Below are 20,490 nucleotides of genomic sequence, written 5' to 3'. Positions count from 1 at the left end.
AAACCCTCGAACCAGAGAGAAAACACGTGGCGAACAACGTCCCCACCGGGATCCAGAACATGGCGGACCGGTTCCGCACACCGCAGCACGCCGAATACGGCCCCGTGCCCATCTGGTGGTGGAGCGGCGACAAAGTCACCCGGGACCGCCTGCGCTGGCAAATGGAACAGCTGCTCTCCCAAGGTGTCGCGCAGGCAGTGATCATGAATTTGGCCCCGTCCGGCCCGCTCTACGGCGCACTAGCGGATGACCCGCCATTCATGAGCGAAGAATGGTGGGAGTTGTTTCTCGGCGTTGGCGAGGACGCCCGAGAACTGGGGTTCAGGTTCTGGCCCTACGACCAGATCGGGTTCTCCGGCGCGAACTTCCAAGGACGCCTCGTCACCCAGCACCCAAGTTGGGCAGGGCAGAAGCTCGGCCGCGCAGAGCAGGTACTGGACAGCGACGACCCGTTCACCCTGACAATCCCGCAGAACGCCCATGCGCTCTCGGCATACGCCGTCAACGCGGACGGAGATTCTGCGGTCGCCGTACCACTAAACGGCGACACCGCCAGCTGGTCCGGAAACGGCGACCGTCTCGTCGTCGTCTACGCCCAGGAGCACGGCTTCGACTACTTCAATGCAGCAGCGGTGGCCGCCCTGATGGACACTGTCCACGGCGAGTTCAAACGGCGGGCCTCACACCTGTTCGGGAATGTCATCGTCGGATTCTTCCAAGACGAGCTCCCCAGCATGCCCACCTGGGGTACCGACCTTGCCGACCGGTTCCGCGCAGAGTACGGCCATGACGTCACCGCATCCCTCGCGGCGTTGTGGGGTGATCCCCTCCCGGCTGATGCAGCGATCGATCCGGATGTCGTGCGAATCAGTTACGAGCGGCTCCGCACGCGGCTATCCCGGGAGGGGTTCTTCGACCAACTCAACGGGTGGTTCGCCGAGAATGGGCTGCAATGCGGGTTCGATCAGCAGAGCCCCGCCCGAGAAGGCGACCCGGTCGGATCTGTTGCCGTGTACGGCGATTACGTTCAAACTCACAGCGGCTTCTCTGCACCCGGCAGCGATCATCTCGGCGACCCCAAAGTGCACAGCTCCATGGCGCACCTGTCCGGCGGGACCCGGACGTGGATCGAAGCGTTCCACTCTTCCGGGTGGGGCGGCACCCTCGAGGAAACCTACGACTGGCTAGCGCCGTTCCTGAAGCGCGGTGCCACTTTGTACGACCCGCATGCCGTCTACTACAGCACCCCCGGAGGTTGGTGGGAGTGGGCGCCGCCGTCAACATGCTGGCGTCAGCCGTACTGGCCGGAGTATCACATCCTCTCTGGGGCGGTCACACGCCTGAGTGAAGCGCTCTCTCACGGCACCCTGGTGGCCGACACCGCTCTCATCTTCCCCACGACGACTGTGCAGGCCGGGTACACATTCACCGGCCCCACCAACGCAGCCGCCGCAGCTACTCGCACGTACCACTCTTTGAACGGCGAGACGGCGTGGTCCTCTGAGCGACGCGGCATCCTCGACGAGGCCGCGTATGAGTACGAAATCGTCAACGACGTGCTGCTGGCGGACGCTCGTGTAGATGAGGCTGGCCTGCACATCGGCCCAGCTGTGTTCCGCAACGTGATCCTCCCCGCGATGACCGTGATCGACGATGAAGCCGCTCAAACGCTGGCGCGGTTCGTGGACGCCGGAGGAACTCTCGTCGCGGTCGAGACAGTTCCGGATGCCTTCCTCGGCACGGGCCCCGGAGCGGAGGCATTCAGTACAGCCGTCGACGCTGGACACGTCATCGCCGTGGCCACTGCCGGTGAGGTGGTCGACAAGCTGCGACGCACTACCCCGTGGGTGCAAACAGACGTACCGAGCCTTCTCCGCGAGGTCGCCGGCGGCTACCTGCTCGCCCTGTTCGCTCACGACGCCAGCACCGGAACCGAGCAACCCATCTATAAGGGCGACGAAGGCTATCTCGATTGGATCGAGGTAGGTTGGGCGTCCTTCTGGGAAGGTTTGCGCGAGACCGGCTACAACTTCCGACCGATCGGAGAGCGAACCAGCCAGGTAACGCTGCACGGGACACAGGCCCGTCACGTTCAGCGATGGAACCCGACCACAGGGGAACGCAGTGACGTCGCTGTCACCGTCCACGACGACGGCACCCTCACGATCGACGTGGACTTCCGTGACGGCAGCGTCACGTTGCTCGCCATCGGCGACCAGTTGCCCCCTGCCGACCGTGCGGTTCCGCGTCAAGCTCGGACCGGGTCAAGCATCGCCGTGACCGACTGGACGGTTGAGCCCACCTCGACGCTCGATAACCGGTGGGGCGATTTCGCGAGCCGCGACCGTGAAGGCGTCCTTCCCATCGAAGTGTGGTCTTTCGAAACCGCCGTGGGCGAGTCACTCGACAACGACACCATCTGGCGCCCCGCGGTGGCGACGTTCGGTCCCTTCGGGGAGGTCGCCGGTCCGGTGTCCTCTGAAACGATCCCTGAGTACGCGTGGATGGAGGCGGAATGGTCGTTGTCTCGAGGTATCCGGGACGACGTGATGCATCGCGACAACTTGGGGCCGAAAGGCTACGTGCCGGAAGAGTTCCTCTCCTGGAAAGATGTCGAAGCGGGTGACGTCGTCGCCGCGCGAACTTGGATCGACGTGCCGGACGACAACCACACACTCGTCGTCGGAGTAAACGCCCGCGCGGAGATCCGTATCGATGACATTCGTCACCCGGCCGCAGAAGATGCAGGCTACTGGTCGTCTGTTCCCGTCACGTCCGGGCGGCACCGGGTTGAGTTCCGATTCACTGCTATGGAGCGGGAGCCCGTCCGTGCGAACTTCGCTGTCGTCGGCGATCTGGCCGCATATCAGCGCGCCGAATGGGTCGTTCCGACCGACCTGCCAGTAACGGCCAGTGTTGTCTCGGTGACACGCACCTTCGACCTGGATGCTCAGCCGAAGGACGGGCGAATCCAGGTGGGCGCCGAACAGCCCTGCACCATCTTCATCAACGGGACCGAAGTCGGCAGGCAGAACGCTTTCCACCCCTACGGCGGTCACCGGGAAGCCCGCTTCCACCCGTACGACCTGGCACCCCATCTGCAGATCGGCACCAACATCCTCGAGCTGCGCTCCGTCGACTCCGACCGCCAAGTTGCTGTTGTTGTCGACTCGGTGCCCGCCGCTTTCGGAGGTTTGGACCTTCTCACTGGGCAGGGAGCATGGACCGCAACCCGCGATTCCGTCCCAACGCTGCTTGCGCGCCGCTCCCGCCAGTGGGGTGACCCGCGGCTGCTCTCCCTCGTCCCGCGTCCTCACCCGTTGCCGCAGGCCGGGTGGTTGGAGAAGCCGCCCTACCCAGACGGCGTCGTCGCTAATGTGATCCCCGACCTGAACCCCACAGCTTCAGACCCACGATGGCTTCGCTGCACCCTCCCGATTGGGACGACCAGCATTGAGGTGCCGGCGGACCAGACGTTCACCGCTTTCCTGAACGGCGTCCCCGTTATCGCGAGCGACGGTCGCATCGAGTTGGCTGCACCTGCAGAATTCCAAACGGTCCTCACCCTCCGATTTGACGCGCAGGACGGACGCCGAGGAGGAGCTCTGCTCAGCAACCCGCTGCGCGCGTCCACTGCCGCAACAAGTGCACCGCTGGAGGATTGGACCGAGTTGGGTCTAGGTGCCCTCGCGGGGGAGGTCTGCTACCGTGCCACCCTGCCCGACGTGTCGCTGGGGGAGGGGGAGCGAGTACAGCTCGACCTCGGTCAGGTGCGCGGTTCGGTTGAGGTTCTGATCGACGGTGCAACGGCTGGGCAGCTCGCCTGGGGACCCTATGTTGTCGACATCACCGATCAGATCGGATCGAACAGTGTTGTGGAGGTGCGGGTCCACAACACCCTCGCCGGCTACCTCGATGTTGCATCCCCCACCCCGGGGGTCTTCCCCGGTCAAAAACGGGCCGGACTGTTCGGCCCGGTAAACCTTGTCGTGACCCAGGACACCGTCGGATGAGTTCGCCCGTCACGGTGTCCGCTCCCACGTTCGAGCACCACACAGAAGCCTTCGGCGTCTACGACACCAACCCGCGACTGAGCTGGACTCTGAATGCGCCGCCCGCTTGGCAGCAGAACGCGTATGAGATCGAGATCCAACGTGACGGCGCTACTTGGTCGACCTCGCGTGTCAACTCGTCCGCACAGGTGCTGGTGGACTGGCCGACCGCCGCCCTGACATCCCGAGCGGTTGCCACTGTTCGTGTGCGTGTTTGGGGGAGCGACGACGAACCAAGCGACTGGTCGGCCCCGTCGACCGTCGAAGCTGGCCTGCTGGATCCGACGGACTGGTCCGCGGTCGGAATCGCCGCGCCCTGGGACGAAGACACGTCGATCGACAACCCGCCGCCCCTGCTCCGCGCAGCTTTTTACGTGGGCGGCGACGTGCGCTCGGCTCGCCTCTACGTCACCGCTCACGGCCTCGCTGAAGTCGAAATCAACGGGTCCCGCGCCGGCGACATGGCGCTGCTACCCGGCTGGACCGTGTACCCGCACCGTCTTCGCGTCGCAACCATCGACGTCACCGACTTGGTCCGGTCCGGACCTAACGCGTGGGGTGCGTGGATGGGGGACGGCTGGTACCGGGGACGGCTCGGCTTTGACGGCGGAACACGCAACATCTACGGCGACCGGCTCGGACTTCTCGCGCAACTGGAAGTCACCCTCACCGACGGCCGCACCGAGACGTTCGGGACAGGCGACGACTGGCTCGCGAGCCCGGGTCCGATCACGTTCAGCAGCCTGTATGACGGCGAACGGTATGACTCAACGAGGAGCCGACCCGGATGGTCTGGTGGCTCTGAATTGTTCATCGCGGACGGCTGGGAACCGGTTCGGGTGGTCGAGTTCGACCTCACCACCTTTACCGGGTTTGACGGACCCCCCGTCCGCCGAACAGAAACGATCCACGCCGTCTCAGTCAACGAGCTCGACAACGGAAGGTACCTGCTCGACTTCGGCCAGAACCTCGTGGGGCGCCTGCAGCTCACGGTCGACGCGGCACCTGGCACCCGGATTCGGATGATGCACGCCGAGGTCCTAGAAGACGGACAGCTGTACCGCCGGCCGCTTCGTGAGGCAGCGTCCATCGACGAATACACGACCGCCGGAACCGGAGTCGAAACATGGGAACCCCGGTTCACCATGCACGGCTTCCGATATGCGGAGGTCCAAGGCTGGATCGGCGACAACATCGCCGATCACGTCGTCGCACACGTGTACCACAACGACATGCGCCGCACCGGCTGGTTCGGCAGTTCGAACCCGCTGCTCAACCGTCTCCACGAGAACGTCGTCTGGAGCATGCGCGGCAACTTCGTCGACCTGCCCACCGACTGCCCGCAACGCGACGAACGGCTCGGCTGGACCGGCGACATCCAAGTCTTCGCCCCTACCGCGTCATTCCTTTACGACTGCTCCGGCTTCCTGAGCTCCTGGCTGAAAGACCTCACCGTCGAGCAGCTCGCCGACGGCACCGTCCCCTGGTATGTGCCGGTCATCCCCGGCGGTGACTACTGGACCCCCATCCAACCCGGTGCTGTGTGGGGGGACGCGGCCGTACTCACCCCCTGGACCATCTGGGAACGGTTCGGCGATAAGGGCGTGCTCGCCCGCCAGTACGACAGCGCACGGCGATGGGTCGACCTGGTCGCACAGCTGTCCGGAGACGACCACCTGTGGAACACCGGGATGCAGCTGGGGGACTGGCTCGATCCGGCAGCCCCCCCAGATGACCCCGCCGATGCCCGCACAGACCGATACCTGGTCGCCACTGCCTACGCTGCATGGTCGACGCGCCACCTCAGTCGTATGGCCGAACTTCTGAACAACCCGCACGACGCTGACCGTTACAGCACCCTCGCCAAGACGATCAACGCAGCGTTCATCGACGAGTACGTCAACGAGGACGGCACCCTCACCAGCGACGCACCCACCGCCTACGCATTGGCGATCACGTTCAACCTGCTGCCGGCGGAACTGCGCGCCCGCGCCGGCGATCGGCTCGCCGCATTGGTTGCCGAGGCGGGCTACACCATCCCAACCGGATTTGCCGGAACCAACGTCATCCTGGACGCTCTCAGCGGTACCGGCCACCGCGACGCCGCATTCAAGCTTCTGCTCCAGGAGAACTGCCCGTCCTGGCTATACGCGGTCGTCATGGGAGGCACCACCATCTGGGAACGGTGGGACAGCATGCTCCCGGACGGGAGCATCAACCCGGGCGGGATGACGTCGTTCAACCACTACGCCCTCGGAGCCGTCGCCGACTGGATGCACCGCAGGGTCGCAGGTTTAGAAGCGTTAGAGCCGGGATACCGGACGGTTGGGTTCCGTCCAGAACCCGGTGGACAGCTGACCTTCGCCTATGCGCGCCATCTCTCCCCCTACGGGGAAGTCGGCATCGGATGGGAGATCATCGACGGCACCCTCCACGTCCATCTAACCGTCCCGACAGGGGCCACAGGAATAGCCGAACTTCCCGGACAGGAACCGGTGGTCGTTGACTCAGGAACCCATCATTTGACGGCACCGATCGGGAACACGACCCCACATGTGCAGCCGAGGACCGCATGAACGCGGACATGCTCAGGACTGCTGTCGGCCTCAACTGGGCAGGAACGTACCAGTATCAAGCGGCTGGAATCGCGCACGCAGAATCAATTCCAGAGGTGCAGCGTCTCGTCGCTGACGCAGATCGCATTCGAACGCTCGGTACCCGGCACTCGTTCAATGACCTCGCGGACACCACCGGCACGCTGGTCACGGTCACGTCCATACCTGCCGACGTCGAACTCGACCCGACTGCCCGCACCGTCACTGTCGGTGCCGGCACCCGGTACGGGGTTCTCGCAGACTTCCTCGAAGAACGGGGATGGGCTCTGCACAACATGGGTTCACTCCCACACATCTCCGTCGGCGGAGCCATCTCAACCGGAACTCATGGCTCCGGCAACCGCAACGGGAACCTCTCCACAGCAGTGCGAGCCCTCACCTTCGTCGGCCCGGACGGAGACCTCAGAACCGTTCGAAAGGGAGACCCCGATTTCGGCGGCTCAGTGATCGCTCTTGGAGCGCTTGGTGTGCTGGTGCGAGTCACCCTGGCTATCGAACCGTCATACCTGGTTAGACAAGACGTCTACCGTGGGCTGCACTGGAACGAACTTCTCCCCAACCTGCTTGCTGTGACCGCATCCGGGTACAGCGTCAGCATCTTCACCGACTGGGTTTCCGAGGACAGCCACGTGTGGGTGAAACAGCGGGTGGACTCCGTGGACGTCATGCCGGCCCCCGATCTGTTCGGCGCCACACTCGACCATCCGTCTAGCCCGCCCCTCACTGATGCACTCGACAGCAACCTGACGGAATTCGGCATCGCCGGGCCGTGGGCACATCGACTGCCTCACTTCCGGCTGGACGCCACCCCCAGCGTCGGCTCGGAAATCCAGACCGAATACTTCGTCGACCTGGACATAGCAGCCGCCGCCCTCCAAGCGCTGCGGCCGCTGGGCGGCCAGATGAAACCGCACCTTGTCGGCACGGAACTACGCACAACAGCCGCAGACGAGCTCTGGCTGAGCCCGGCCCACCGGCAGCCCGTCCTCGGCATCCACTTCACCTGGCATAACCACCCGGACGCAGTCGCGAAACTCCTCCCACAGATCGAACAGGCTCTCGTGCTGTACGGCGGGCGAACCCACTGGGGAAAACTGCACCACCAGACCGCCGGCTCTCTCATCCCGCTGTACGAACGCATCGATGACATGTGGGACCTCATAGCCCGCACCGACCCCGGCGGGAAGTTCACCAACGACCACCTCGACCGGGTCCTCCGGCCGCGGTAGCGAAACCTCGTACGCCACTCCGAAAGGAACCACTCGTGAGCCTCTTCCCAGACACCCTCGCCCTGCTCGAGCAGCAGGCGATCGAGCTGCCCTCGTGGGCGTTCGGCAACTCCGGCACCCGTTTCAAGGTGTTCACGACACCCGGCACCCCGCGCACGCCCGAGGAGAAGATCGCGGACGCCGCGACGGTAAACCGCTTCACGGCGCTCGCCCCGAAGGTCGCGCTGCACATCCCGTGGGACAAGGTCGACGACTACGCGGCGCTGCGCGCCTTCGCCGAGGACCACGGAGTCGCGCTCGGCACCGTGAACTCGAACACCTTCCAGGACAACGACTACAAGTTCGGCTCCCTCACGCACGTCGACCCGGCCATCCGCCAGAAGGCCATCGACCACCACTACGAGTGCATCGACATCATGCACTCGACGGGCTCGCAGGACCTCAAGATCTGGCTCGCCGACGGCACCAACTACCCGGGCCAGGGCGACCTGCGCGGCCGCCAGGACCGCCTGAACGACTCACTGCGCCAGATCTACGACCGCCTCGGCGACGAGCACCGCCTGGTGCTGGAGTACAAGTTCTTCGAGCCGGCTTTCTACCACACGGATGTTCCCGACTGGGGTACCAGCTACGCCCAGGTCGCGACCCTCGGCGACAAGGCGATGGTGTGCCTCGACACCGGCCACCACGCTCCCGGCACCAACATCGAGTTCATCGTCATGCAGCTGCTGCGCCTCGGCAAGCTCGGCTCCTTCGACTTCAACTCGCGCTTCTACGCCGACGACGACCTCATCGTGGGCGCTGCCGACCCGTTCCAGCTGTTCCGCATCATCTACGAGGTCGTGCGCGGAGGCGGCTACGGACCCGACTCCCCCGTGGCCTTCATGCTCGACCAGTGCCACAACGTCGAGGACAAGATCCCGGGCCAGATCCGCTCAGTACTGAACGTGCAGGAGATGACGGCCCGAGCGCTGCTCGTCGACAGCGCCGCCCTCACGGCAGCCCAGGAGGCGCACGACGTGCTCGGCGCCAACGGCATCCTGATGGACGCCTTCTACACGGATGTACGTCCCGACCTCGCCGCCTGGCGTGAGAGCCGCGGCCTCGCGGGCGACCCGATGGCCGCCTACGCGGCATCCGGCTACCAGCAGCGGATCGCCGAGGACCGCGCCGGAGGAACCCAGCTCAGCTGGGGCGCCTGACCCTCCCCACACTCTTGACACAAAGGAACGAAGAATGAGCACCACCGATATCGCCAAGCTTCTCTCGCCCAAGCTCCGCCGACAGACCCGAGTGGGCCTGGTTGCCGGCGGGCTGGGAACATACTGGCCCCAGTTCCCCGGACTACTTCCGCAACTCCAGGAATCTGCCAGTTACGTATCCAACCGGTTCCAAGACATGGACGCGCAAGTGATCGACGTGGGATTCATCTCCGACGCACAAGAGGGCGACATCGCCGCCGAGAAACTCCGGGTCGCCGACTGCGACCTGATTGTCATGTTCCTCACCACCTACCTGACCAGCTCCATGGTGCTTCCCATCGCCCAACGAACCAACACGCCCGTCCTCGTCATCGACCTCCAGCCGACCGAGAAGATGGACCATGCCAGCTTCGACACCGGCCTCTGGCTCGCATACTGCGGACAGTGCCCGGTGCCAGAGGTCGGCAACGTGTTCCGCCGTGCCGGTATCCCGTTCCGATCAGTCTCCGGCTGGTTGAGACAGGAGACCGCCTGGGCTCGCATCGAACAGTGGATACACGCTGCCCACGTGCGTGCTGCCCTTCGCCACGCCCGCCACGGACTGATGGGGCACGTCTATCCGGGCATGCTGGACGTATCCACCGACCTCACTCTGCTGCCCACAACGTTCGGATCTCACGTCGAAGTACTCGAGTTCGACGACCTCCGAGTGCTCGTCGACGAAGTCTCCGAGCGAGAGACCGCGGAACGCATGGACCTCGCGCGTAAGATCTTCACCCTCGACGCAACAGTCAAAGAGGAAGACTTCGCCTGGGGTGCCCGAGTTTCCGTCGCGCTGGACCGCCTTGTCGACGAATTCGAACTGGACTCGTTGGCGTACTACCACCGCGGACGAAACGGCGAACAACATGAACGCCTGGGCGCCGGAATGATCCTCGGCGCATCGCTACTCACCGCACGAGGTATCCCCGCCACCGGAGAGTACGAACTGCGAACCACCGTCGCCCAACTCGCCACCCAAGTCGTCGGTGCAGGGGGCTCCTTCTGCGAAATCCAAGCCCTCAACTTCGACGACAACGTGGTCGAGATGGGCCACGACGGTCCAGCCCACCTCGCAGTCTCTGCCGGCGCGCCGCTTCTGCGAGGCCTCGGCGTCTACCACGGCAAACGCGGCTGGGGCGTATCAGTCGAGTTTGATGTCCAGCACGGCCCGGTTACCCTGCTCGGATTAGGGCAGGACCGGGACGGAGCTCTGGCGTTCGTGGCTTCGGAAGGTGCTGTCGTGCCCGGACCGCTCCTCGAAATCGGTAACACCACCTCGCGGGTCGATTTCGGCCGCGACCCGGGGGAGTGGGTTGACGACTGGAGTTCCACGGGAATCGGCCACCACTGGTCGCTGTCCATCGGTCACCGGGCCGCCGACTACAAAGCTGCTGCGTCACTGCTCGGCATCGAGTTCCGTCTCGTGTAACTCCGCCGGGCGTCCTCTTCATGAGAGGGCGCCCAGCGGTTGGCGCGCCCGGTACCGCGGCGGGCGGGGAAATGGGTGCTGCTATCGGCCTTGGGCGAGAGCTAGATCCCGTCCGATAGTGCTTTCCCGTCCAACCAGAGTGGGTTCGAACACCTCGGTTCGGTGGACGTGATCGTCGCCGTTCTCGATCTCTTCGAAAAGCAATGCGGAGGCGGCCACGCCCATCTCCCTGCCAGGTGGAACAACCGTGGTCAACGCGATCGGGCCGCTCACGACCGACCTGTTATTCTCGCAGCCGATCACCGCCACGTCCTCAGGAACGCGAAGTGAGCTGCCGGCAAGGAGTCCGGTGATGAACCCATGCGCGATGTCGTCCGTCACGCAGACGACGCCGTCGGGTCGGTCTGCAGAAGCTAGAGCCAGGTAATCCTCGGCGTAGGCGGCACCGTCCGCGGCCAGAAGGCCCGCCGTGTCCACTTCCGTCAACGTCACGGCGGGACCGGCTTCTTCGACGGCACGCCTCATACCCACTCGGCGTGCGTGAACCGGTTGGTAGCTGTCGTGACCGGCGACGTACGCCAGATGAGTTCGTCCGAGTTCTATGAGGTGCGCGGCAGCCAAATAGCCGACCATCTCGTTGTCAACGAGTACCGCGCAGCACTTATCGTCGTTGGGGTCATAATTCAGGAGCACAATCTGCCGACCATGTGAACGCATGCGTTTCACGCCGTCCGAGGAGTCTTCCATCGGGGCAAGCAGGAGCCCGGCGACCCGTGTCTCATCGAACAGGTCCAGGTAAGAGTTCTGCTGACCAAGGTCACACTCTGCGTTCCCCAACAGCATGGAACGACCCGCATCCTTTGCGCGGTCCTGAGCTCCATGGATCATGTCGATGAAGAGCGAATTCTCGATGTCGGCGACAACGAACCCGATGCTTTCGCTCTGCCCCGCCGCCAGAGCCCGGGCTGCATCGTTGCGCACATACCCCAGCTCATTAATCGCAGCTCGAACCCGCTCAACCTTTGACGGAATTACCCGCTCCGGATAGTTCAGCACGTTAGATACAGTCCCGCGCGATACGCCAGCCAAACGAGCGACGTCTTCGACGCTTGGGTTCGGGCCCGCTTTCGGTCCCGCCTTTACGACCCGCATGTTTCCCCCGGACAAATGGAGCGATTCAATGAAGCGACTATATGACATACCCCGCGACGTTCGAGGGGGCGACCGCTTGGAAACCGAGCGCCAGTCCGTGCGGTTGCCGACCCTCACGATCGCTGGCGGCCGTCTACCCCACGTCAGCCTATCCCGATCCTTTGAGCGCTCCAAGAAAAGCTTGTTTGAGCGCTCCAATTAATGGGAAGATCCACAAGGTTCACCGAGAACCGGGCCGACGAGTCCGGGGGAGCATTCGTCCAGGCTGGCCCACAATCAGACAAAGGAGTCTCGTATGAAGCACGCCTTCGCATCGCCGGCATCGTCCATGAGGACGATGTCGCGTCGCAGGTTGTTCCTGGCGGCGATGGTCACCGCAATCCTCACCGTCCTGGGTATCGCTATCGCACCACCAGCATCAGCTCTGTCCGGCGACATCCGAATGCATGACCCAAGCGTGATCAAAGTAGGGAGCTGTTACTACGGCTTCTCGACAGGATTCGAAAATGATCCACTGAATCCGAGCGGATCGATCACGATCCGGAAGACGTGCGGAGGCACAGCTGCTTCAGGGTGGACGAAAGTGGGCAACGTGTGGAGTAGCACTCCCGCCTGGATTGTGACCCGACTCGGCCAGAATCCACCGAACATCTGGGCTCCGGAGATCCGCTACTTCAATAACAAGTACTACCTCTACTACGCGGCTTCCATTTGGAGCAATAACCAGGTCGCAGCAACCGGTGTCGCCACGGCTACCAACATCGAAGGGCCGTGGACCGATCAGGGCATGGTGACGGACGTCAACTACCCGATCGACCCGAACGTGGACTGGGGGCCCAACAACACCATGTACATTTCGTGGGGTTCATGGGGCGGGACCTACATGCACGTGCTGAACAACACCACAGGCAAGCTGTCAACCACGAACAACAACCTATGGAAGATCGCCTCAGGGATCGAGAATCCGTCCATCATCCTCAACGGCGGCTACTACTACCTGTTCGGTTCCAAAGGCAGCTGCTGCAGCGGCGTGAACAGCACCTACTACACCGTCGTTGGTCGATCCACCTCGATCACCGGCCCGTACGTCGATAAGAACGGCACAGCGATGACGGCCGGCGGCGGGAGCACCGTCCTGACGGGAGCGAGCCCGAAAGTTGCGGCAGGCGGAGGCGACGCCTACGACGACGGCGCGCTCAAGTACTTCGCCTACCACTACTACGACGCGAACCAGTCGGGACGCGAGACTCTTGACATCCGTCAGGTGACCTTCAGCAACGGCTGGCCGGTCATGGGTTCGCCGCTTAGCTGACGGCTCGACTCCGTGTCGGTCTGAGCGAAGCCGGGGTGTCTTACGTCCGTGGCGTGATACACCCCGGCTTCTACTGGCCGCGACCACGATCCGTCATCGTGGCCGGGTGGGTGAGATTGATGACGCGAGGGTGCCGAACCAAGGCTAGGCGCTGTCGCCGACCGCAGCGAGCGGCGCTGTGGCTCGGGACACTCGACAAGGGAACGAGAATGACGGTCCTACCGGGTTCCGGCTTGGGCAGGGCTCCGCTTTCGTGTCCAGCCTGCCCCTCAGAAAGCTGAAACGTCTGTGCAACTGCGACGTCGACGTGACCGGCGGCGATCAGGGTGGCGAGTTTCGCGAGTCTCTCGCTGCGAGCTCACGACGAGGAAGACTGCGCCGATTCCGCGATTGACAGCTATGACTTGGTCCGGAGGCTCCTGGAACACGATGAGGCGTCCGCCCGGGGGGGGCGACCGAGGCGTACATCCACTCCGGCACATCCCCACCCACCGCGTCGATCGCGACATCGAAGGGTTGAAGAGGGCGCTACTCTGAGCTCCGAGCACCCACGACGACATGGTCGTAGGCCCGGGCATTCTGAATCAGATGGAGCAGCACTCACCTCGAATAAGCTCGACACCTGCCGGGAGCTGAGCATCGCAGTGAAGAAGACCCGCCCCCAACCGTCTATAAACTGACGGGAAGATCGAACGCTTCCATCGCGCTCTCGCCGAACGGTGGGCCTACAGACGCTTCTACGCCTCCGAGTCGGCCTGCCGCAAAGCGTTGCCCGCCTGGCTCCATGAAACAATCCACGCCCCCGGCCATCGGAGGCAAACCACCCAACAGCCGGTTAGCCAACCTCCCTGGGCAGTACAGCTAGACAGTCCTCGCACCTTATCGGCCAGATACGCTCACCGACCGCACGTCTTTGGCGATACGCCTTAGCCGACTGGAGCTAGCAGCGCGGGAACGCCACGGTGGCGCTGCAACATTCGCAAAGCGAGGAAGGCGGCGGCCGCGGCCAATGTCACGATTGCTAGCGCGCCGAAGTATGAGGCGTCGTTCTTTCCTGGCAGGTAGATCTGCGCGATCACTCCGGCCAGAGAAGTTCCGATTGCAGCGCTCAGATAGTGAAGCGAGAGCATCTGAGCCTTGAATGCTGTCGGCGCGACCTCGGTCGCCATGGAGATGCCAGTGGGTGACACGATGGCGTCCGTGGCGCCGAACGCGAAGACAATCAACACGACTAGCCACAGGGGTGACGAAGCGCTCACGGCCGCTGAAACAGCAAGCGCCAGGATCGCGATTCCCGTTATCGCGAGACCGATCGCGAACTTGGTCTCCGGTGAAGGCTGGCGCGTCCCGAGGCGTGACCACAAGTACACGAGGTAGAAGCCAAGCACGATGGTGCAAAACGGCGCCGCGGTGAGAAGCGAGGATGCGGGCACTTCGATCCCGAAGATGCGGCGGTCTGTTCCGGCCTCGGAATGGATTGCGATCGTAGTCAGCAGCTGCTGATAGAGAAGGCAAAAGAGCAATGTGCCCAGAAAAGCGGGAAGGTACCGACGGACGCGAACGCGTTCAGTGCGCTGAACCTTTGCCGACACGAAGATTCGGATGAAGTAGCCGCCGGCGGCGATAGTCGCGATCCCGGCGACCACCGCTGCGGGATTCAGCCCCAGTGGAATACCGACGACGAGCACACCGGCGAGAAGGGCAGCGCCTATTAACGCGATGGCCGCAAGCCGGGTAAGGGCGGAGCGTGAGATGGGGTCGGTTGGTCCGGGAGCGGCCTGGTGCGGTGCCTGGCGGTTCGGCCAGTAGACGAGCGATCCGATGATGAGAGTGATGGCCGCGAATCCGAAGCCTACGTGGAATCCAAACGCGGCCTGCAGCGGCCCGGTAGCAGCCACGCCGATGAGAATTCCTAGCGTGCTCCCCAGGTAGTAGAGGGTGAAACCAGAATCGCGCTTGCGCTCATCCCCTTCCAGCAGGCGGCCGACCACAACCCCAGAATTCAGTCCCATCGAAGCGCTGCCGATCGCAACGCACACGAGTCCGATCACCAAGCCGGTTACTCCTGGTTGATTTGCTGCTCGACCCAGTCGACCCGAAGCAGTGGAACGCCTATGCATACGCAGGAAACAACCCACTCACATATTCGGACGCGTCCGGGATGCTCATGCTCGGCGGAACAGATAACAGCGGATACAACCAACGCAACGGCAAGTCCAGTAGCCAGGGCGCATCGTATTCGGCTGACCAGCTTCGTCACGATGCATTTGACAGACTCGCTGGGCTCCTCGCAGATACTGGAGGTGCCTGTTCGCGCCTAATGGCAACAACAGCTTCCGTTTCGTGCGGAACGCAAAGAGACTACTCCGCTGAACTCAAGTTCGTGAGCGACACAGCAGTACTGACCGGTGCCTCGCTTCTTGAAATGATCGGAACGTATCCCCTCGCCAGTGGTTTCGGCGGGCTTAGCCAGACTCTAGGTGGGCGAGCAGCAAAGGAAGGCGCAGGAGCGGCAGCCACTCTTATGGGCAAGTCGCTCGCGACTGGTACGGGGAAGGCGGTCTTCTGGTCGGGGCTTGGCCGCGACGGCGCGGATGTGGCAGCGGACTGGGCCGCCAAGAACGGCGGTGCGACACTTGAGAGCACTCTGACCGCACGGGGGGTGGGGATACCAATGTGGGACGCAGCCAACCCAGCGGCCGTGGCCGCATGGGAAGATGCGTCGGCACAGTTTGCCAACGGCGCAAGCGGCAACGTTCGTGTTCTATTAGGTGACAGTGTCAACCCGACCGGCGTTTGGACAACTGTTGAGTTCCCGGCGCTCAAAGCGAACGCGAACGTAACCTCCATTACGTCCATTAATCCCCAGACAGGGATTTCATCGATGATCTGGAAGCAATGATGGACTCTATGACACTGACTCGAGCAATCATCCTCTGGACAGGATGGGGACGAACTGCATGGCCGACTCGCGACGAGTCGCTTCTGGTGAAGGAGTTTGGGCCGGTCGAGGCTTCGCGTGTGCTCCCAGAGATCCGTCGGCTGGAAGATGATTTCTATAGTTCCGACGCGAGCCGTGTCGCTCCCGATCTTGTCTCGATGGGCAGGCAGGCTGCCTCAGAATTTCGGTCCGCGCACCCTGAAATCGGCGAGGAGGCTGTGCAAGCGTTCGCATGGAGCTACACGTTTGACTTCAGGTAGGTCATGACTTCGGCTGGACCAGCTCACTCCAGGACTGCTGCAACTCCGATTGACTCGGTGACCTTCCCCGTAGTTCAGGTACGCACCTTCTGGTGTGTGGTTTCGGCCCTACTGAGAGACTCCTCCGGCTAGGCCACAACCATTCCCTCCCGAGTTCCAGATCCGCGCTGTCGCGCGCGTCCGGATGGGGAGAGTGCCTCGGCGGATTTACACGACCGGCGAAGGGTAAACAAGTCGCGGGCATCGGGCTGCCAAACCCGAATCGATGCCGTACCCGTACGAACGCGACCTCCGATTACGTCGAGATGTTCTACACCTGGCAACTCCGCCATCCGCAGCTCGGCCATTGCCCCTGATGGAACACTAGCTACGATCCCAACACACACCCCCGGCCCGGAACTTGCACAGCCGAATCGGTGACCAGAGGGCGGGACAGAACAAGTGGCCAACCGAAGCGGCGGCAAAGGCGACGGGCGCCGCCGTTCAGCACGCACCATCCGCCAAGCCAGCGCTGGGTTACAGACGTTCGTGAGGGGATTATTCTGAAAACAGCTGGGGTAGAAAATGCCCGAAGGCGTTCGCGATGCGCATCAAATCACGGCTTAGAACGGCCCGCCACCGGGCATCCGCCTTGGTAAGCCAGTTCTCTCCGTATTGGCTTGCTGAAGCGGGTGCCCTTTTCCTGTTTTCGGGGCCGAAAGGACCCGACCTCGCAGGTGCTCGTCGTGGAGAGCTCGACGAGGATCAGGTCGTCTCGCGCACGATGACCGTAGCGGATGGGCCAGCGTTGCCCTCGTCCGCGAGGCTGAGCAGTGCGCGCGCCTCACGGCGACCGAACATCCGGCCGTCGATTCGTACAGTGGACAGTGCGGGCCGCCAGGTCGCCCCGACTCGACTGTCGTCGAAGCCGATGACGGCGAGATCGCGGGGTGCGGTCAGTCCGAGATCGACGAGGCTGGCCAGAACGCGGAGCGCGACCTCGTCGTCGAACGCGGCGACCGCCGTCGTGGCAGGGTGCTCGCGGCGCAGTGCGGCGACGACGGCCCGAGCATCCTCGGCGGTGTCTGGAACGACGATGGTCAGCACGTCATCGAGTCCGAGCCGTCTGCCGGCTTCCTCGGCGAACCGCCGGCGCAGGGAGACCAGGCCGTCGGTGCCGATCTCGGCCGGAACGGCGAACGCGATCGAGCGGTGACCGCGCTCGGCAAGGTGGGCGAGCTGGGCGAGGGTGTGTGCGGCGAGCCCATCGACCCAGCCCCCGTCTTCGACATCGGACGGAGCCGCGTAGATCTTCGCCAGGTCGATGACCGCACGGGGGCGCAGATCCCGCACGATGTCGTCGTGGCCGGTTTCGTTCGACGCGCCGGGATAGACGAGCAGGCCGTAACCATGGGTCTGAAGCTCGTCGCCCATTCCCATGATGAAGCCCTCGAGGCTGCGTCCTCCGCGCATTCGTCCGATCGCCAGCAGGACGAGGCGGCTGCGCCCCTCGCGGAGCGCCCGGGCGACTCCGTGTGGCTGATAGCCGAGTGCCGCCGCTGCGGCGCGCACCCGCTCCCGTGTCGCCGGAGGGAGAGTCTGGCCGGGCGTCTCGTTCAGCACGAAGCTCACCGTCGCCGTTGAAACGCCGCTCGCGCGCGCCACGTCCTTCAGCGTCGCGCGTCGTTCCGGCATGCCGTTCCCCGTTCTCTCAGACAAGCAGGTTATCGTGAACTAATTCGATTTAGTGCAACTCGGATGCGGCCCGGGCACCGTTGTCGTCAAGCCCGAGAAGACACCTACGAGGAGAACCGCTATGAAGTCAGTCCACGTCACCGCTCCCGACACCGAAGCCTGGGTCGAGATCGACACCCCCGCGATCGGCGCGTCCGACGTGCTGCTGAAGATCAAGGCATGCGGCATCTGCGGCTCCGATGCGATGTACTCCCACAACGGCGGCATCCCGCCCCGCCTGGGTGCAACACCGCTCGGGCACGAACCGGCCGCGGAGGTCATCGAGGTCGGGCCGGATGTTGCAGGCTTCACTGTCGGCGACCACGTCGTGATCGACACCATGGCCTTCAGCGACGGGCTGCTCGGCTCGGGTGGCGAGCAGGGCGGGTTCTCGGAGTTCGTCGTTGTGCGCGACGCCGTGGCCGGCCGTCAGCTGCGTGTCATCCCGAACCACATCCCGTGGCACGTCGCTGCACTGAACGAGCCCATGGCGGTCGCCTATCACGCGGTGAACCGCACCGATCCGAAGCCCGGTGACAAGGTCGTCGTGTTCGGCGCCGGACCCATCGGACTCGGTGCGGTGCTCGGTTACCGCCGCCGCGGTGTGTCGCACATCGTCGTCGTCGACATCATCCCCAGCCGCCTCGAGAAGGCCCTCGAGATCGGCGCCGACGCTGTCATCAACTCCGCCGAGGAGGATGTCGCTGCCCGCCTGGTCGAACTTCACGGCGACGGAGCAACGCGGATGAACCGCGGCATCCGTCCCGGCACCGACATCTTCCTCGACGCGGCCGGTGTCGCGGTCATCCCGCAGACGGTGACGCGGATCGCCAAGCACGGCGCCACACTCGGAATCGTCGCGGTGCACAAGAAGCCCGTCGAGCTCGACTTCGGCGGCATCCTCACCAGCGAACTGAACATCGTCTGGTCGATGGGATACCCGACCGAGATCTTCGAGGTGACCGACGACATCATCGAGAACTGGGAGAAGTACGCCCTCATCGTGAGCCACACGTTCCCGTTCGACCAGACGCTCGAGGCCCTGGAGCTCGCGAAGACGCCGGGCGCCGCAGACAAGATCGTCGTCACCTTCGACTGATCCCACGCAGCCGTGCCATCGGCGCGGCGCATCTGCGTGGCCGTCGGGAGCGAACTGGGCGAAGATGAGGCGGTGACGACTTCCGGGAGCACTCCGGCCGGCAGCGGGCGGCGAAGGCCGTGGTGGCTGGCGACGATGGACGAGCGCTCGTTCTTCTACGCCGGCGTCTCCGCTCTGTTCAATCTGCTGTTCGCGGTCGGCAAGCTCGTGCTGTTCCTGGTCGAGCCGAATCTCTTCCTCCTCGCCAACGTCCTCTTCTCGCTCGGGATCGGCATTGCGAAGGCGACTGCTGTGGCCGCCTATCGGCGGGCGCGGTCATCGGAACACGCGGCCGCCCCGTCGACGGTCGAGCAGTACCGGGCGGCCACGAGGATAGGGATCGTGCTCTCTGCGGCAGCGGCACTCTACGTCGGTCTCTGTCTGCCCCTTCTCACGGGCGCAACGGTGTCGGTCGACTTCGAACCGCTCGTCGCGGAGATCCTCGCTCTGATCGCGTTCGTAGAGCTCGGCTTCGCGATCACTGCAGCCATTCGGATGCGGCGCTCGAAGCAGCCGCTCGTGAGAAGCATTCGTGTGGTCAACGTCGGCAGCGGGCTCGTCCTGATCGTGCTCGCTCAGGCTGCGATCCTGTCCTTCGCCACCACGGTCGAATCGTCGTGGGGCGTCGGCATCAGCGCTCTACTCTTCGGCGGGACGACTGTGCTCGGCGGACTGTTCCTCGCCGTCCACTCAGCGAGGCGCGCTCGAGCCCTGCGCCCGGGATCAGATGGCCCGGAGGCTCGGTCCATCTCCTGAGTTCTCGCGAGCCAACCCGTCGAGGAGGATCCGGCTGACGACGGAAGCGCGTTGCGCGATTCCGTCGTCTCGCGTCACGATGGCGTAGATGAGCGTGCCCAGCAGGACGTCGGCCGTGGCATCCACGTCCGCGTCTGTGCGGATGCGTCCGGCCGCAATGCCCGCGCGGAGAGATGTCGCGATCGCGGCTCGGAGAGGATCCGAGAACCGGAGGGAGAGCTGCTCGGCGGCGGCGGCGTCACTCGTGGCTGCAGCCGTCAGGGCACGAAGCAGCGGTGCGGCGTCGGCTGAAGCGATCACACTGTGCGATGCGTCGAGCCACTCGCGGAGATCGTCGGCGGGATCCCCGGTCGCGGGCATCGTGATGAGCGGGAGCTCGACGAGCCCGTCGAGGACGCACTCGGTGGCTATGGCCGCCTTCGCCGACCACCAGCGATAGACGGTCTGGCGTCCGACCCCGGCGCGCGTCGCGATGTCGGCGATCGTGAGCCGGTCATAGCCGACCTCGCGGAGAAGGTCGCGTGTCGCCGCCAGGATCGCCGCCCGTGCTCGGTCGCTCCGAGGGCGGCCGCGCCTCGGCTCGACGTCATCCATGGAGCCAGACTACAATCGATATACGAGGCATGATGCCTCGAAATGCGTGGCCAAC

At 64.1% G+C, this 20,490-nt stretch carries 13 protein-coding genes; 9 read left to right on the top strand and 4 right to left on the bottom strand.

Annotation, left to right across the window (positions count from 1 at the left end; all coding sequences use genetic code 11):
* Positions 1 to 26 precede the first annotated feature (26 nt).
* Genes ASF30_RS14005 through ASF30_RS13985 form a run of 5 tightly spaced genes read left to right on the top strand, consistent with a single transcriptional unit; the run spans position 27 to position 10,569 of the window.
* Positions 27 to 4,013, top strand: coding sequence for a hypothetical protein (locus ASF30_RS14005; protein ID WP_055907749.1), 3,987 nt, complete (start codon positions 27 to 29; stop codon positions 4,011 to 4,013).
* A complete protein-coding gene (locus ASF30_RS14000; RefSeq protein WP_055907746.1) occupies positions 4,010 to 6,628 on the top strand; it encodes an alpha-L-rhamnosidase in 2,619 nt (872 codons plus the stop codon). Before ASF30_RS14005 ends, ASF30_RS14000 begins: the two co-directional genes overlap by 4 nt.
* On the top strand, positions 6,625 to 7,896 hold the full coding sequence (locus ASF30_RS13995; RefSeq protein WP_235480340.1) for an FAD-binding protein: 1,272 nt from the start codon (positions 6,625 to 6,627) through the stop codon (positions 7,894 to 7,896). Before ASF30_RS14000 ends, ASF30_RS13995 begins: the two co-directional genes overlap by 4 nt.
* A 35-nt stretch (positions 7,897 to 7,931) precedes the next feature.
* Positions 7,932 to 9,098, top strand: coding sequence for an L-rhamnose isomerase (gene rhaI, locus ASF30_RS13990; RefSeq protein WP_055907743.1), 1,167 nt, complete (start codon positions 7,932 to 7,934; stop codon positions 9,096 to 9,098).
* A gap of 34 nt (positions 9,099 to 9,132) precedes the next feature.
* Positions 9,133 to 10,569, top strand: a complete 1,437-nt coding sequence (locus tag ASF30_RS13985; RefSeq protein WP_055907740.1) for an L-fucose/L-arabinose isomerase family protein — start codon at positions 9,133 to 9,135, stop codon at positions 10,567 to 10,569.
* An 81-nt stretch (positions 10,570 to 10,650) separates the two neighbouring features.
* Here the strand turns inward: ASF30_RS13985 and ASF30_RS13980 are convergent, their stop codons facing one another.
* Entirely contained in the window at positions 10,651 to 11,721 is a 1,071-nt protein-coding gene (locus tag ASF30_RS13980) for a LacI family DNA-binding transcriptional regulator (RefSeq protein ID WP_055907737.1), read from the bottom strand.
* Between the two features lie 328 nt (positions 11,722 to 12,049).
* On the opposite strand from ASF30_RS13980, the gene ASF30_RS13975 reads away from it, so the two are divergent.
* Positions 12,050 to 13,033 (top strand): arabinan endo-1,5-alpha-L-arabinosidase, encoded by a 984-nt coding sequence (locus ASF30_RS13975; RefSeq protein ID WP_157497457.1) that lies wholly within the window; start codon positions 12,050 to 12,052, stop codon positions 13,031 to 13,033.
* A gap of 926 nt (positions 13,034 to 13,959) precedes the next feature.
* On the opposite strand, the gene ASF30_RS13970 is transcribed toward ASF30_RS13975, so the two are convergent.
* The gene (locus ASF30_RS13970; RefSeq protein ID WP_082467816.1) at positions 13,960 to 15,153 is read right to left on the bottom strand and encodes an oligopeptide:H+ symporter; all 1,194 of its coding nucleotides are present in this window, start codon (positions 15,151 to 15,153) and stop codon (positions 13,960 to 13,962) included.
* 41 nt (positions 15,154 to 15,194) lie between these two features.
* Here ASF30_RS13970 and ASF30_RS22815 point away from each other — a divergent pair, with 41 nt between their 5' ends.
* Positions 15,195 to 15,935, top strand: coding sequence for a hypothetical protein (locus ASF30_RS22815; protein WP_157497413.1), 741 nt, complete (start codon positions 15,195 to 15,197; stop codon positions 15,933 to 15,935).
* 1,043 nt (positions 15,936 to 16,978) lie between these two features.
* On the opposite strand, the gene ASF30_RS13960 is transcribed toward ASF30_RS22815, so the two are convergent.
* On the bottom strand, positions 16,979 to 17,908 hold the full coding sequence (locus ASF30_RS13960) for a LacI family DNA-binding transcriptional regulator (protein WP_055907728.1): 930 nt from the start codon (positions 17,906 to 17,908) through the stop codon (positions 16,979 to 16,981).
* Between the two features lie 121 nt (positions 17,909 to 18,029).
* Here ASF30_RS13960 and ASF30_RS13955 point away from each other — a divergent pair, with 121 nt between their 5' ends.
* Positions 18,030 to 19,046: a zinc-dependent alcohol dehydrogenase gene (locus tag ASF30_RS13955; RefSeq protein WP_055907725.1), complete on the top strand. Its 1,017-nt coding sequence runs from the start codon at positions 18,030 to 18,032 to the stop codon at positions 19,044 to 19,046.
* 72 nt (positions 19,047 to 19,118) lie between these two features.
* A complete protein-coding gene (locus ASF30_RS13950) occupies positions 19,119 to 19,841 on the top strand; it encodes a hypothetical protein (RefSeq protein ID WP_157497411.1) in 723 nt (240 codons plus the stop codon).
* On the opposite strand, the gene ASF30_RS13945 is transcribed toward ASF30_RS13950, so the two are convergent.
* The gene (locus tag ASF30_RS13945; RefSeq protein WP_055907719.1) at positions 19,809 to 20,435 is read right to left on the bottom strand and encodes a TetR/AcrR family transcriptional regulator; all 627 of its coding nucleotides are present in this window, start codon (positions 20,433 to 20,435) and stop codon (positions 19,809 to 19,811) included. The two genes, ASF30_RS13950 and ASF30_RS13945, sit on opposite strands and share 33 nt — an antisense overlap.
* Between the last annotated feature and the right edge of the window lie 55 nt (positions 20,436 to 20,490).

Source organism: Leifsonia sp. Leaf264 (assembly GCF_001422325.1).
GTDB lineage: Bacteria > Actinomycetota > Actinomycetes > Actinomycetales > Microbacteriaceae > Orlajensenia.
Note: the sequence above shows the minus strand (reverse complement) of the source record. Positions and strands in the feature narration are given on the sequence as shown.

Coding starts and splice junctions, on each gene's coding strand:
- ASF30_RS14000 (WP_055907746.1), top strand. CDS start 4,010: ATGAGTTCGCCCGTCACGGTGTCCGCTCCCACGTTCGAGCACCACACA.
- ASF30_RS13995 (WP_235480340.1), top strand. CDS start 6,625: ATGAACGCGGACATGCTCAGGACTGCTGTCGGCCTCAACTGGGCAGGA.
- ASF30_RS13985 (WP_055907740.1), top strand. CDS start 9,133: ATGAGCACCACCGATATCGCCAAGCTTCTCTCGCCCAAGCTCCGCCGA.
- ASF30_RS13980 (WP_055907737.1), bottom strand. CDS start 11,721: ATGCGGGTCGTAAAGGCGGGACCGAAAGCGGGCCCGAACCCAAGCGTC.
- ASF30_RS13975 (WP_157497457.1), top strand. CDS start 12,050: ATGAGGACGATGTCGCGTCGCAGGTTGTTCCTGGCGGCGATGGTCACC.
- ASF30_RS13970 (WP_082467816.1), bottom strand. CDS start 15,153: ATGCATAGGCGTTCCACTGCTTCGGGTCGACTGGGTCGAGCAGCAAAT.
- ASF30_RS22815 (WP_157497413.1), top strand. CDS start 15,195: ATGCTCATGCTCGGCGGAACAGATAACAGCGGATACAACCAACGCAAC.
- ASF30_RS13960 (WP_055907728.1), bottom strand. CDS start 17,908: ATGCCGGAACGACGCGCGACGCTGAAGGACGTGGCGCGCGCGAGCGGC.
- ASF30_RS13955 (WP_055907725.1), top strand. CDS start 18,030: ATGAAGTCAGTCCACGTCACCGCTCCCGACACCGAAGCCTGGGTCGAG.
- ASF30_RS13945 (WP_055907719.1), bottom strand. CDS start 20,435: ATGGATGACGTCGAGCCGAGGCGCGGCCGCCCTCGGAGCGACCGAGCA.